This is a genomic window from Vibrio sp. QJM3NY_15 (assembly GCF_057785995.1).
Genome location: NZ_CM173518.1, coordinates 477,047 through 491,097, shown reverse-complemented (window position 1 = coordinate 491,097; position 14,051 = coordinate 477,047). Strand labels below are relative to the sequence as shown.

The following is a 14,051-nucleotide window of genomic DNA, read 5'->3' as shown; positions in this document are numbered from 1 at the left end:
TAGATTCATTAAAAAAGGACATCACTCGATGTCCTTTTTTTGTATACGCTGTTTATTGTAAGAGTCGCTTTTGAATAGACGCCGTTTTTATACATCGTTTCGAGCAAAGGTCGCAGTGCAGCCACAAGTTTTTGTTGTCGAGTCTGAATGCGCGTTATCAGTTAGAGTTGATGTCCAGCCATAACTGTCTCCGATGCGTTTTACGATGATTAGGCCAAGGCCGTGTTCAGTTTTAGTATCATCACTTAACCCTGTGCCAGTATCAGTAACCGAAATCGTGTTGGAGTTGATGGTCACCGTTATCTCACCTTGCGTGGTAAATCGGATTGCGTTTTCAATGTAGTTCTTCAACACCATATTCACCAGTGGCAACGGCATGTTGAGCGTGGTGTTTGGTTCAACGTTTAGCTCTAACGTAACGCCAGAAGCTAACATCTTGTTGTACTTCGATAAATCGAGAGTGGCATTGTCGATAACGGTGAGAGTTTTCTCAGTTGAAGAGTTCTCTTGTTTCACAATGTTCAATAACACCTCGACGGTGGAACTCATGCCATTGGCCGCCCTAAGAATGCGCTCGCGTTGCTTGGTTTGGAATGCTGGGTCGTTAGGCTTCATAGCTTGCAATTCGGCAGCGCCAAGAACAATCGCTATCGGTGTTTTTAATTCGTGACTGGCATATTTCGCAAACATCATTTCTTGCTTGGCAAGTCGGTCTTTCATCTTGGAGTAGCTGTTTAGGTGTGAAGTAAGCATCTGCAACTCATCAACAGTGTGAGTCGGAACATGGAAGTTATCAGACTCATGCTTGCTGAGCTGCGTACTGAGTTCTCCAATGGGTGCCATAAGCTGGTCAAACACTCGCTTGAGGGTAATCCGTAGCACAATGATCAACCCGAGCATCAGTAGGGTCGAGATTGCCATCAATACGCCCCAACTGTCGTCCCACAGATCCATATCAAAAGAGCTGATGGCGATGTAAGCAGGGATAGTTTTGTTCTGGTCTTCGAAGGCAAAGTGATAGACGACTACACCGGGTATAAGAATGTGTTCTTCAGAGAGCCTTATTTCAAAACGTTGGCGAACCACGGTATCCAATGCCATGGGTGGAATCTTTTTGAGTTGGTCGGAAAAGTCCTCTTCACCATAGTAAACCGTTACGTTCTCCGATAGCTTTAGGCTGCCATCGGGAGAAAGACGTTTGTAGAATTGCTCTGCTACCCCTTTGAATGATTTCAGGTGATTCTCTATTTGAGCTTCTTCCTGCCAAACTAGACGAAGTGAGAATACAAAAAACACAACGCATGAAGAGACCAGAGCGATGACAGAAAAGGTGCGCATGGTACGGATTCTGACATCTTCGATTGAGTTGCCTAGTTTGGTTCGAATTTTCATACTTATTGAGGCTCACTAGCAGACAATATCAACTGAAACCCATGCTTAGGAATTGTCTTCAACATTGGAAAGTCGAATGGTTTATCGAGTACGTTTCGCAGCAGGTAGATATGGCAGCGGAGTACATCTTTGTCTGGAATATCATCGCCCCACAGCATGTATATCAAGCTTTCACGAGATACGACGCCGCCTTGGGCTTTCACTAATTCTCTTAGAATCTGAAACAAGATAGGTGTCAGGGTTAGGGTTTGTTTGTCTCTTGACGCTGTGTGCGATTTCTCATCAATCGTGACCTTGCCATAGCTTAAAATCTTTTGAGCAACCAAGCCTTTATGGCGTTTGATAAGCGCGTAAAGACGAGCTTCCAGTTCTGGAAACTTAAACGGCTTAGTGACAAAGTCATCCGCGCCGGAATCGAAGCTGTTCAGTAGATCTTCTTGGCCATTTAAAGCTGTTAGCATCAATATCGGTGTCGTTACGCCATTGCGTCGTAATTTGGTCGCCACTTGCATACCGTCGAGCTTGGGCAGCATGACATCTAGGACAATCGCATCGAAATCATTGTGCATGGCGAGTTCAAAGCCTTGCTCGCCATCGGAAGCGAAGTCTGCGATTGCCTCTTTAACCTCTAAGAAGTCGGCAATAATGCCTTGTAGTTCGATATTGTCTTCAACAACCAAAATACGACTGCGTTCAAGCATCTGTTCCACCTAAAGATCTGCTCCAATCAAAAATGTAGCCTACCTAAAATTATGTCGAATTTATGTCTAATGGATAGCGTTGATCAAAAAAATGAAACTTCATCAAATTCTTTTTTAATATCGAATCGACTTCGACTTTAATTCGACAAAGCCAGTTCAACAATAGTTCACATCAATAGGTGAGGGTTGAATTATGAAAACTAAAATTATCGCGCTGGCAGCACTTCTCGGTGTCTCAACGACTCAAGTATCACTAGCTCAAGCAACCGAGCTAATCGGCCACGTTCAAGGCTTAAACAAACACAGTGTTGTGGCAGAGGTGCCCGGTGTTGTTGAGATGAATAATCTTGAAGTGGGGGATGCTGTAAACCGAAAGCAAATCCTTGCTCAGATTAAAGCCGATGATTTTAAGTTTAGTGTTAATAAAGCCAAGGCAAATCTTGCGCTTGCAGAGGCTGATCTTGCGCTACGAAAAGCAACCTATAACCGCTATAAAGCACTCATCAAAAAAAACAGCCTCTCAATGGGAGAGTTAGATACAGCACGTGCCGAGTTTCTCAGTGCCAAAGCGGCGGTTTCTGTCGCTCAAATTGACTATCAACAATCTCAAGTCGATCTCGAAAACACGCAAATTGAATCTCTTATCTCGGGCTACATCTCTAACAAACCGGCGCAATCGGGTGCTTGGGTGAGTGAAGGCGATTTGCTCTATGAAGTGGTCAACATCGATAAAGTCACCTTGTCATTCATGGCGAGTGAGTATGACTTAAAGCACTTTACTGTTGGCCAAGACGTGGTGGTGTGGTCTGAAACCAACCCAGAGATAAAAATGGAAGCGAGCGTACAGCGCATTGGTGTCGAGATGCAAAATTTAACCTACCCAGTATTGGTCGAGATTACTAACCAAGGGCATCAATTTAAGCCGGGTATGTCGGTGTACGCCTCGACAGATCTTGCGGTGAAAAATATGACACCCGCTCAAACAGCATCGAATCAAGCAATATCGAACTCGAACCAAGGTAAAGGGCAGTAGAGATGAACTTTTTAGCATACTTCGCCAATCGTCAGTTTTTGGCTCGTATCATCACGGTCATGGTGTTGCTAACGGGCGCTATGTCGTTAATGCAACTCAACTTGCAAGAGTACCCAGATGTTGCGATGGACACCGCGGAAATCGAAACCAGTTATCCCGGCGCAACAGCCCAAGACATTGAACTCAACATAACCAACCCTATAGAGAAAGAGCTTCGTTCTGTGGATGGTATTGCCTATTTTTCGTCAGAATCTTCAGAAGGACGTTCTTTTATTGAGGTCGAATATCTACCTGGTGAAGACGCTGCGGTGATCTTACGAGATATTCAGCAAGCCGTCGACCGAGTCGGTAACCTGCCGAAAGATATAGACTCGCCACCGGTTGTGACTCAACAAAAAACCTCTTCGTTGGATGTGTACCATTTTGGCGTGAGTTTATCAGACAGCAACCCCGATCCCGCTTCATTACAGCACTACGCGTATCAGCTAGAAAAGAGAATCAACAACCTTGGAGGCGTAGGTTCTATCAAGCTTTCTGGTTTTAACGAACGTGAGTTTTGGGTTGAAGTTGATCCTGAAAAAGCACGCCGCTATCAAGTTGCGTTCAATGATGTCAGCACTGCAATAGAGCAACACAACCTATCGCAATCGGGTGGTTTTGTAGAGTCATGGAGCCAAGAGCAGAAGATCGTCACCATGACTAAAGTGGCGTCGACCAGTGATGTGTCTAACATTGTGATTAAGGCGCTGGATTCTGGCCAAGTCGTTCGCGTGTCAGATGTAGCAACGGTGATTGATACCTTCGCACGAGCAACCGAAGACCCCGTTCTGAGCGGGAAACCAGCGGTGGTTTTCTCAATCACAAATAGCGGTAGCGCGGATGTCATTACCACCATCGACAGTATTAAAGCTTTGTTAGACAGAGAAAGTGAGCGTATTGGCGACCAGTTTATTTTTCAGACCAGCCTCGATCTTGGCAAAGACATGGGGGAGAAATTCTCAATTGTGGCAACCAATGGTGCGATCGGTTTGGTGCTAGTTTTACTGATTCTGAGCATGATCCTGCAACGTCGTGTCGCTTTCTGGGTATCGGTTTCGATTCCGTTTTGTGTTTTCGGTGTGATGATGGTTCTGCCAATCATGGGGCTGAACTTAGACAGCATCACATTGGCAGCATTGCTGTTGGTGATCGGTATTATCGTTGATGATTCAGTGATCATTGCCGAGAGTATTTTTCAAGAGAAGGAAGCGGGTAAAAAAGGCGTCGATGCTGCGGTGTCGGGTACTTTAAAGGTGATCAAGCCATTGATGGCTAGCCTAGTGACAACGGCTTTGGTGTTTATCCCGATGATGTTTATCCCAGGCACCATGGGTAAGGCGGTTGCGGTGATTCCAATTACCGTTATTGCTGCGCTCGTGTTCTCATTCATTGAATGTACCTTGACGCTGCCAGCGCATTTGTCATCGGCGAAAGAGAGCAACTCAAAGACACAAGAAAAGGATCGATTTGAATGGATCTCAAACCGTTACTGCTCTCTGCTGAATCTGGCTCTGAACTACAAAAAATCGGTGATCGCATTAGCCATCGTTGGGTTCGCGGTATCTGGCTATTTAGTGTCTTCGTTGAAAGTGGATATCTTCCCAACAGAAGCGGGTAAATACATTGAGGTTTACACCGAAGTAAAGGCGGGGACTCCATTATCTAAAGTGCGAGACGCCCATCAGTCTATCGAACAAGCGATAGAATCTTTGCCAGAAACGGAGCTAGTTAGTTATGAGTTGATTTACTCGTCACCGGTATCGCAAGGCATCATCAACCTAACGAACTTTGACCAACGCACCCGTTCAGCCGAACAGATTATCACGGCGCTCAATGAAGAGTTGGCAGCGCTGTCTGATGACATGTTCATTAAGTTCTCGATTGATGCTGGTGGTCCGCCTCCAGGTGACCCAGTCGAAGTCCGTGTGCTGGGTGGAACAGAGAGTGAACGTAATCAAACCGTTGATTTGGTGATGGCTTGGTTAGAAGACTACCAAGGCGTGACCAGTATTAATCACAGTGAGGCATTAAAAGATCCTCAGTTGAACATTGTGCCTCAGTATCACTGGTTGGCGAAATACAACCTAACCGTGAGTGATTTATCGAATGCGCTGCGTGTCGGGTTTGATGGTAATAGCGTGACCTCTACTTGGCTTGGTGATCAAGAAGTCGATATCCGTGTGGTATTGGACGAGCAGTTCCGCGATATAGAGAAACTGAAAACCACCAAAATCTACACGACAGACGGACAGCAAGTACCACTGAGTCGATTAGCAACGGTTGAACAGATAGAAATCCCTCGCCTTATTAAGCATTACAACGGTGAGCGAGAAGTGACGGTGTCTGCCGCTTTGTCTGACGAGAGCATTAGCCCTGTCGCATTATCTGATGAGCTAATCACAGCGCTTACCGGTCAATACCCATCAAGCGTGACCATTAGCGTTGGCGGCGAAGCGGAAAGCACTAACGAAACCATGAGTGGCTTTATGGTTGTGTTCCCTGCTGCAATGGTAGCGATCTACTTTGTATTGGCGGTGATGTTCAATTCATTATTGCAACCACTGCTCATTATGGCGGTTATCCCGTTCGCGATTATGGCTTCACTAATGGCGCTTGTGGTTCACATGCAGCCGATGTCTTTGTTTGGATTGATTGGCGTACTTGGGATGACGGGGGTTGTGGTCAATAATTCCTTGGTGCTGATTAATCGAATCAACGAGTTAAGAATCGAAGGTTTGAATGCGATTGATGCCGTGACTCAAGCTGCGGTCAGTCGTCTGCGTCCGATTGTGATGACATCACTGACCACGGTGGCTGGTTTGCTTCCTCTTGCTTATGGGTTAGGCGGAACGGACGTGTTTATGGGGCCAATGTCGCTTACGCTGGGCTATGGTCTGCTGTTCTCGTTGCCAGTCGTACTGTTGGTGATCCCTGCAATGTATGCGTTGTTCTTTTCTAAAGGCTCGGTTTCGAGAACTAAGGACGGTTTGCATGTCGAGAACACGTTAAACGCTAAGGACTCCTGAAGCGTGGTTTTGTGACCCGTTGTGCAATAACTCATTTAACTTGAAATCGGTTCGATTAGGTATGCCATTTCATTTAAATAACAGGTTATAGTGTCGCAAAAATTAGCGGCACTTATTGTTCTTAGAGGTGAATAGCTCAGAACACTAAAGTGAAGCTTCTAACAATATTACACGCACAACATATAGGTTTAGCAATGACGCTTAAAAGCTTGGCATGCACCATCAGCGCAGTTCTACTGGCAGGCTGTGGTTCGACGGTCGCGACGCAAACATACAACGCCGATCTGATCATCACCAATGGACAGGTTCTAACAATCAACTCTGAAATGGATGTGATTGAAGATGGTGTGGTAGTGGTAAAAGACGACCAGATCATCGCAGTGGGCAATGAGGACTTGATGACTCAGTACCGTGCTGAAAAGGTGGTTGATGCTCAAGATGGAATTGTCATGCCGGGCATGGTGAACGCGCACAACCACCTACCTATGATTGCGTTTCGTGGCTTAGGCGAAGAGGGCATTTCGAACCGCTTGTTCGCTTACTTCTTTCCACTCGAAGCCGAAAAGCTAAGCCGTGAACTGATTTACAACGCGACTAAGCTTGGCTCTATCGAATTGGCACAAAGCGGTGTAACTACTTATGCCGACATGTATTACCACATGGATGAAATGGCCAAGGCGACCAAAGAAGTTGGCCTGCGTGCAGTGCTTGGCGAGACGGTGATTAAGTTCCCTGTGGTCGATGCCAAAGAACCTTATGGCGGAATTGAATATGCCAAAGGTTTTATCGAGCAGTACAAAAACGATGAGTTAATCACTCCCGCTTATGCACCACACGCGGTGTACACCGTGAGCAAAGATAAGCTACAAGAAATCAATAAACTGTCGGCTCAATACGATGTACCCGTGTTGATTCACGTTGCTGAATTCCCGAATGAAGAAAAGCGCATCAAAGATGAAACCAAAGCGACATCGCCAGTTGAATACATGGATGAAATTGGTGTGCTGGACGAGCGCGTAGTGATTGCTCACGGTATCCACCTGTCAGAGAATGACCAAAAGTTACTGAAACAAGCCGATGCAGGTATATCATATAACCCAATGGCCAATGCTAAAGGCGCGACGGGAATTGCACCTGCGTGGGATATGTACCGTGCTGATATGCGAATTGGTTTAGGCACAGATGGCCCTATGAGCTCGAACCAAGTCGATATCATGCGTACCCTAAGTTACGCCGCAAACATGCAACGTTTAAAGCATTCTGACCGTACCATCATGATTCCTGAGCAAGTGATTGAGATGGCGACATTAGGTGGCGCAAAAGCTCTACACATGGAAGACCAAATCGGTTCTCTTGAAGCCGGTAAAAAAGCGGATATCGTGATTGTAGAGACACAATCGGCGAACATGATGCCAAACTACGACCCATACGCGACATTGGTTTATCAAGCGAACCCAAGCAACATCGACACCACCATTGTTAATGGTCAAATCATAATGGAAAACCGTGTGATGCAGACGGTTCAACTGGATGAAATCCGCCAAAGCGTCGATGAATTTGAAGCTGATATTAAAACCTTTGCCAAAGAACTTTCTAAGAAGGCGATCAAGTCGAAGAGCTTGATGGATTAGGACGCAAACCTAGTTCTTAAAATCGAAAAGAATGAACAAGGCCGACGTAATGTCGGCCTTTTTGTTGCTGGCTTATCCCCTTAACCTCGGTTCTTTTGATTAAAGCAACGCTTCGGTTAACTAAATAGCACTTAGCTAATTAGAGCAACTGTTGCCGTTAGGAATACCGCTGCCTAAGAATTCGACGCGAATCTGTTCGATATCTTTTAGGTACTGGTTGTTCGCTTGCTCGGTTTTATCAAAGTTGTTGAGCGTGACATTCCATGAGGTAAATGGAGTGGGTTGGAAGTAGGCGTATTCGAATTTATTCGCTACAGCGCCATCGGTGATGATGCTAACGTCGTTGGTGGTTGGATCATCCAGGCGATAGTAGAACGCGCGTGACACGGGGTTTGAGCTGAACTGGTAATCTTGATTTTCATATCGATCGGCATAGTTGCCTGAACTGGAGACTCGCAGGTTGAGTTGCTTGCCATAAGGTAAGTTTTCACCTTCTAAGAATACTCGTACCGTGGACAGCCTAACGCGGTCAAATGAACAGAGTTGGACTTGCTCTAATGGAATAGAGAAGTTGAGTTGTCCTGTCGTTGCAAAGCTCTCTAGTTGCTCTGGGCTAGAAATGGTGTAGTTATCGATGGTGAAATCTTGTGGTGCGGGTTGGAAAGAAGACAGGGCATTCACATACTCACTTTCGATGGACGCTAAATCAAACTGGTAGTCCAAGTAACTTTTATTCAGAGAAGGTGTGATTTCGCTTGGCTTCAATGCCCAGTATTCGTATGCCTGAACATAGTTAGACAAAGCAACGAACATCGGGCGTTTGAAGTGCATCAACACTCTTGATAGTTCACGTTCAATCGAATCGAAGCTGTCGGTATCTACTTGATAACCTTCAATAGCATCATTCAGCCTTTGCTGTTGGTTGATGGTTACGTTATTGGTTAACAGCAAGTCGACCAGCTTTGCTTGCTCCTGAGCAAAGTTAAGCTGCGTGATGTTAATTGCCTTACCGAGCAGAACCTGCTTTTCAAGTTCGAGTAAGTATTGTCTTGATCCTTTGATACCTAAGCTATCAGCATATCTTAAGTTGCTGCGGATCTCGGTGATCATCAGATCCCACGCCAGGTTACTTTCATTGATGGTTGGGATGTTGAAGTTAAAACCATCCATCGCTTCAGATATCTTCTGGAGCTTGATGGTTGATTTAATATCTGCGGTTAACTGAGAAATACCAGAAATCGTTTTGGTCACGCTATCAATAATGCCCGTGACCGACTTGATATTGGTGACGAGGTTTTTCGCTTTCTCTAATGCTTCTGGGGTTTTAGCTAATTGCTCGGTTAGATCGTTGACGCCTGAAAGGTTACCTGTGAACACGCCACTCACTGCACTTCCAATCTCAGCGATTGCTTTGAATATCGCAAGCGCAGCATTGAGTTGTTGTTGGGTTTTCCAATTCTCTACGCCAACTAAATAAGTCGTTCTCGCATCAAGGGTCACTAACTCTTGTGCTTTGTATTGGCTATCTACCTCAGTAAGGCTGTCCCCTATCTTATCTATGTTGGATTGAGTTTGTGTGATGATCGAACTCTGAGCGCGAAGAACGTCTTCGATGTTAGCGAGTGCTAACTTAGCGGCTTCGATTTTGTCTTCAATGACGGTGTTTCTGTCTTGAATAATGTCCCATTGAGCTTGGTAGGCGATCATCGCCTTCAGATACGCCTCGTACTTATCTTGATACAGCACTTTGTCGAGGTAAGGGACGTAGTGGCTCTCTTTGGTACTGAAGCTAATAAACTGCTTGAACGCGACCGTTTGCAGGTAAAGATCCGAAAGAATAGGGTCATCTTCCACCACTGAACCTGAATAGCGTAAGCTCTGCTCAATCCAGTTGATGAGGTCGAGGCTAAGCTCTGGGTTCGTGTCGTATAAGCTCGCTGCCATATCAAAAGAGCGATTAATAATGTCTGTAAAAGGTTCGGTAGCCAGTTTCATTTGTCCGGTAATGTTTGAGTCGATGGTGGTTCTTCGGTAGTGCTCTCCTGCTAAGACAACGGATTCACCATCACCGATTTTCCCTGTTAGAGCGTCTCGCGTAATGCTGCCATCGCTTTGGAAAGCGAGCACATTAATCGGTGTTTCTATCTCGCCCGCAATCACAGAAATTGAGGCAGCAGAGCCTTGTTGTCCGAGCACAAATGTCGGCGTGCCTTGGCCAACAATTTTACGTGCAAAAATCAGGATATTTTGATTATTTACGAGCAAGTTGAAGTTCTCTGGAACCTCAATCGTATCTGCAAAAACGACGATTTTTGAAGGCTTAGTAACATAAAGGTTCTGCTCAGCAATCCAGTCACTTAGGTTGATGTGTAAATCGGATGTTGAACGCGATAAGACGCCAACATCGGAATAGGCAGATTGAACCCAGGTTGGGTATTCGGTTGAATTGGGTAAATTGTTCAGTTCAAGCCAGTCGCTAGAAAAAGCCTGTGGAGAAAATGAAAGAGAAATAATAATAGGTAGAAGTCTCATATTTATGTCCTGTCGAAATTAGTAGTCACCAAATTTTGGGTAGCAGAAGCCGCCACCTTAATTTGCTTAAGGTGCGGCTTCTTATTCGGAAGGTAATTTGGCTATCTTGTTATATTTTTAGCAGTTTCGTTGCTGTGTATAGCGTTTCTGTATATAGCGTCGTATTTATCTGTCGCGCTATTTTTCGAGAGATATAGGACTAATCCATTTTTTGAATATATGCATTGTTTGCGAACGCTTTTGCTTTCTCACTAATATTGCTCCAGTTACTTTCCGCAACTGTTGTATTCGCAAGAGCGCCTATCGCACCAAGCATGGCATCGTCTTTCATGATATCTGCATTATCCTGAGCTTGTTCTAGTGCAACGAGTAACGAAGTGAAGTCAGCATTCATTTTCTGCCAATTCAGTTTCAGCTTATCAATATGTGGAATCGCATTTTCAATTTGCTGAGAAATTATCTCGATACTCTCTGAAGAGCGATGATAAGAGTTATATATCTTTTGCGTGTAAGTTAACTGTTCTTGAAGTTCTTTTACTTCGCTTTGTAATTCGTTACGAAGTTTACGTGCTTTTTCAGCTTTGTCGCCATAGACGCCCATGATTGGTCCTGCAACCAGAGGGAACCATGCATAAGTCACTGCAGTAGAGGCGACCGTAACGTAGTGAGTGTAATCTTTGTTGAGTTGAGTAATACGCGCATTAATGTCGTTCACTCGTTGCTGAAGTGCACTACCATCATCGCTTAAATAGCCGTTGTGTGTGCCTTCCAACACATCTAGCTGTAATTTTTGCGTGTCCAGTGTGGCTGAGAATTCCAATAGATTGCCGCCAACGTCAGACACTTCTTGTTGGTATCTCATGGAAAAGTTCTGCAAGCTTTTTAGGTAAGCAATCGCCATTTTTCTGTTGCGTTCTACCGCTTCAATATCTTCCGGTAGTGGCGAGAAAGCTTTGGCCAACATTTCATTTAAGGCGTCACTCAAAGGGTTGAGCATGTAGTCTTTGATTTGTGCGTAATTGGCCAAGCTCAATGAAAGGCCAACAATGCTCGGGTAAAGGTCTTTTTTCCAATAAAAGGCAGTATCGTGAATATTTGAGTATTGCTCGACCAGTGCTTGGAAATTAGAGAAAGGAATGTCGTTAGGAATACTTAAAGTCGACTTCATACTGGCTTCTGTCACGGGTAGAGCCAAGGCACCTTCTACATAGGCTTGGATCTGATACCACTCTTGCTGTTTGAGAATAAAGTTGTCGGTATCTAAATCAATAAAGACGCCATTCTCACCGATTATCGTATCGTAGGTGACTTGAGGTATGTTTTGTTCAGCTGACGCTTGGTTAACTTGAACTGGCGCTGCTTGAGAAGTGAAAGCAAAAGAAGAAAGTAGCCCAATTGAAATCGAAGATAGTACGAGTGTTTTAGTTATTTTTTTCATTGTTTAGCCCTGTTAGATTTGTTATTAGCTTTTTGCAAAGACAATAATCCCCCTACCATTTAGATGTAATTTTTAAATATTTATGAAGGGTTATTGAATAGTTTTATATTGTTATTCTTGTAGTTATCTTATGGTTTTTAAAATCGACCCCTTTAATGTGTTTTTTGTTTTTATAAGATTTGGCCAATCTATAGCAGATTTATAATGAAAAGTTCTATTTAGATCACATATTTGGATTCATATTGATCGTTTGTTGATCTATTGAATCTAATGATATTTGAATCATTAGTTTTGTTTCTTTTGTCAGGCTAGACACGAAAAGGTCTCGAGAGGTTTTTATTCTATTCATAAAGGTGATAAGTGATAGAAGTATAATTACTGTCATTATTTCTATTATTACTAAATCTGTTGATTAATTTGATGAATATATAAATAGAACGAACGTTTTAAATTTGATCTGTGCCAAATAATGTATGGGCGAATTTATATTAATTGAAGGTTTTATTAGCGAATGTTTTATTAGGTAACTTTATATTAGATGGCGTTAAATTAGTTTATCTTTAATTATTGGCGGATTATGTTGTTGGTTTATTAAGGCTGGAACTATTTTAGGAAATAGATTGATACATAGACTGAGAGGCAATCATGTTTGCGCGTGTTTTCGAATGTTTCGGATACTTAGAGATGTTTGCCCATCAAAGCCACGCGCTTTGGCTTGCAGTGTTTGACGGGCAAATATCTTAGTTAGTTGTTATTCATCGCCAGCTTACCGAGCTTCATCGCGGCAGCATGGTGACGGTGCATCAACTGTTCCATGTCTACGCCAATAACGGCACCATCATTAACTCGCCATTTTCCGGCTACCATCACCTTATCCGCTTGTTGAGCACCACAAAGTAGTAATGCAGCCAGTGGATCGTGGCTACCAGAGAAACGAATATCATCGAGTTTGAACATCGCGATGTCGGCTTGTTTACCGACCTCTAGCGTTCCAATGTCGGTTCTGCCCATCGCTCGTGCGGAGCCTGATGTTGCCCAGCGCAGTGCGTCGAAGTGAGATACGTTTGCCGAGCCATATTGCAGGCGCTGTAGATACATCGCCATGCGCACTTCAGCAATCATATTGGAGCCGTCATTCGAAGCGGAACCATCGACACCTAGGCCGACTTTCACGCCAGCGGCTTCGAGGTCGTTGTTCTTACAAATACCAGAAGCCAGCATCATATTGGACGTCGGACAGTGGCTGATACCAATTCCCGCTTTACCCAAGCGCTTGATCTCTTCTGGATTGAAGTGAATACCATGAGCGAGCCAAGTTCGTTCATTCAGCCAACCCACATCTTCTAGGTAATCAACTGGGCGCAGGCCAAACTTCTCGATACAGAAGTCCTCCTCATCGAGCGTTTCACATAAGTGCGTGTGCATCATTACGTTTTCACGCTCACTGATCTTGGCGGTCTCTTTCATCAGGTCGGTAGTGACCGAGAACGGCGAACAAGGCGCGAGTGCGATTTGGATCATCGCGCCTTCATCACGCTGGTGGTAGTCACGAATCAAGCGTTGGCTGTCATCAATGATGGTCTGTTCGGTTTGAATGGTGTGTCGTGGAGGCAGCCCACCTTCATCTTCCCCAAGGCTCATGGAACCGCGAGTGAATATCGCCCTTACGCCTAATTTCTCTGCGGCCTCGACTTGTAAATCAATGGCGTGTTCTAGTCCGTTTGGCAGCAAGTAATGATGGTCTGACGCTGTGGTACAACCCGACATCATTAACTCGACCAGAGCTAACTCTGTAGCAAGGCTCATCATCTCCGAGTCGAGATTGGCCCAAACAGGGTAGAGGCTTTGTAGCCAATGGAAGAGTTCTTTATTCAGTGCGCCGGGGTAGGCACGCGTTAGGGTTTGATAGAAGTGGTGGTGCGCATTGATAAGCCCCGGGGTCACAACATGACGAGAGGCGTCGACGCTGTAATCTACGGGTAAGGTTGGCTCTTTGTGTTTGCCAACCAACTCAATGATTTTATTACCTTTAATGACAATACCGCCTTCTGCATCAGCTAGTGAGCCAGTGTAGATTGCGAGAGGATTCTTAATCCAGATGGTTTCCATTCATAGTAGTCCTTAGCCATCTCAGCCTTTTCAGGGAAGAGGGTCTTTGTTGGTATTTGCTGTTGATAGATAAATTCGAATCAGGGGCGTTAAAACGTTCAATGTTCTAATCATTCCCTGATTCTGTGAAAATCGGTTTTACGTTAGTCA

General features: G+C 44.6%; 8 protein-coding genes. 3 read left to right on the top strand and 5 right to left on the bottom strand.

The features are described from left to right. Positions 1-87: 87 nt before the first annotated feature. Together AC3CKG_RS18660 and AC3CKG_RS18655 are read right to left on the bottom strand one after the other, a co-directional pair. The gene (locus AC3CKG_RS18660) at positions 88-1,338 is read right to left on the bottom strand and encodes a sensor histidine kinase (protein ID WP_488529960.1); all 1,251 of its coding nucleotides are present in this window, start codon (positions 1,336-1,338) and stop codon (positions 88-90) included. Positions 1,339-1,394: 56 nt separating this feature from the next. Beyond that, complete coding sequence (locus AC3CKG_RS18655) at positions 1,395-2,093, bottom strand: response regulator transcription factor (RefSeq protein ID WP_488529766.1); 699 nt, start codon at positions 2,091-2,093, stop codon at positions 1,395-1,397. A gap of 193 nt (positions 2,094-2,286) precedes the next feature. Here AC3CKG_RS18655 and AC3CKG_RS18650 point away from each other — a divergent pair, with 193 nt between their 5' ends. From AC3CKG_RS18650 to AC3CKG_RS18640, 3 genes are all read left to right on the top strand, one after another. Beyond that, positions 2,287-3,126: an efflux RND transporter periplasmic adaptor subunit gene (locus AC3CKG_RS18650; protein ID WP_488529765.1), complete on the top strand. Its 840-nt coding sequence runs from the start codon at positions 2,287-2,289 to the stop codon at positions 3,124-3,126. Between the two features lie 2 nt (positions 3,127-3,128). Beyond that, on the top strand, positions 3,129-6,191 hold the full coding sequence (locus AC3CKG_RS18645) for an efflux RND transporter permease subunit (protein ID WP_488529764.1): 3,063 nt from the start codon (positions 3,129-3,131) through the stop codon (positions 6,189-6,191). 194 nt (positions 6,192-6,385) lie between these two features. Next, positions 6,386-7,822, top strand: a complete 1,437-nt coding sequence (locus AC3CKG_RS18640; RefSeq protein ID WP_488529763.1) for an amidohydrolase — start codon at positions 6,386-6,388, stop codon at positions 7,820-7,822. Between the two features lie 135 nt (positions 7,823-7,957). Here the strand turns inward: AC3CKG_RS18640 and AC3CKG_RS18635 are convergent, their stop codons facing one another. From AC3CKG_RS18635 to AC3CKG_RS18625, 3 genes are all read right to left on the bottom strand, one after another. Next, positions 7,958-10,354, bottom strand: a complete 2,397-nt coding sequence (locus tag AC3CKG_RS18635; RefSeq protein ID WP_065111830.1) for a hypothetical protein — start codon at positions 10,352-10,354, stop codon at positions 7,958-7,960. Positions 10,355-10,553: 199 nt separating this feature from the next. Then, entirely contained in the window at positions 10,554-11,792 is a 1,239-nt protein-coding gene (locus tag AC3CKG_RS18630; protein ID WP_488529762.1) for an alpha-xenorhabdolysin family binary toxin subunit A, read from the bottom strand. 744 nt (positions 11,793-12,536) lie between these two features. Then, positions 12,537-13,901, bottom strand: a complete 1,365-nt coding sequence (locus AC3CKG_RS18625; RefSeq protein ID WP_065111832.1) for an 8-oxoguanine deaminase — start codon at positions 13,899-13,901, stop codon at positions 12,537-12,539. Positions 13,902-14,051: the final 150 nt, after the last annotated feature.

Coding starts and splice junctions, on each gene's coding strand:
- AC3CKG_RS18640 (WP_488529763.1), top strand. CDS start 6,386: ATGACGCTTAAAAGCTTGGCATGCACCATCAGCGCAGTTCTACTGGCA.
- AC3CKG_RS18655 (WP_488529766.1), bottom strand. CDS start 2,093: ATGCTTGAACGCAGTCGTATTTTGGTTGTTGAAGACAATATCGAACTA.
- AC3CKG_RS18660 (WP_488529960.1), bottom strand. CDS start 1,338: ATGCGCACCTTTTCTGTCATCGCTCTGGTCTCTTCATGCGTTGTGTTT.
- AC3CKG_RS18645 (WP_488529764.1), top strand. CDS start 3,129: ATGAACTTTTTAGCATACTTCGCCAATCGTCAGTTTTTGGCTCGTATC.
- AC3CKG_RS18635 (WP_065111830.1), bottom strand. CDS start 10,354: ATGAGACTTCTACCTATTATTATTTCTCTTTCATTTTCTCCACAGGCT.
- AC3CKG_RS18625 (WP_065111832.1), bottom strand. CDS start 13,901: ATGGAAACCATCTGGATTAAGAATCCTCTCGCAATCTACACTGGCTCA.
- AC3CKG_RS18630 (WP_488529762.1), bottom strand. CDS start 11,792: ATGAAAAAAATAACTAAAACACTCGTACTATCTTCGATTTCAATTGGG.
- AC3CKG_RS18650 (WP_488529765.1), top strand. CDS start 2,287: ATGAAAACTAAAATTATCGCGCTGGCAGCACTTCTCGGTGTCTCAACG.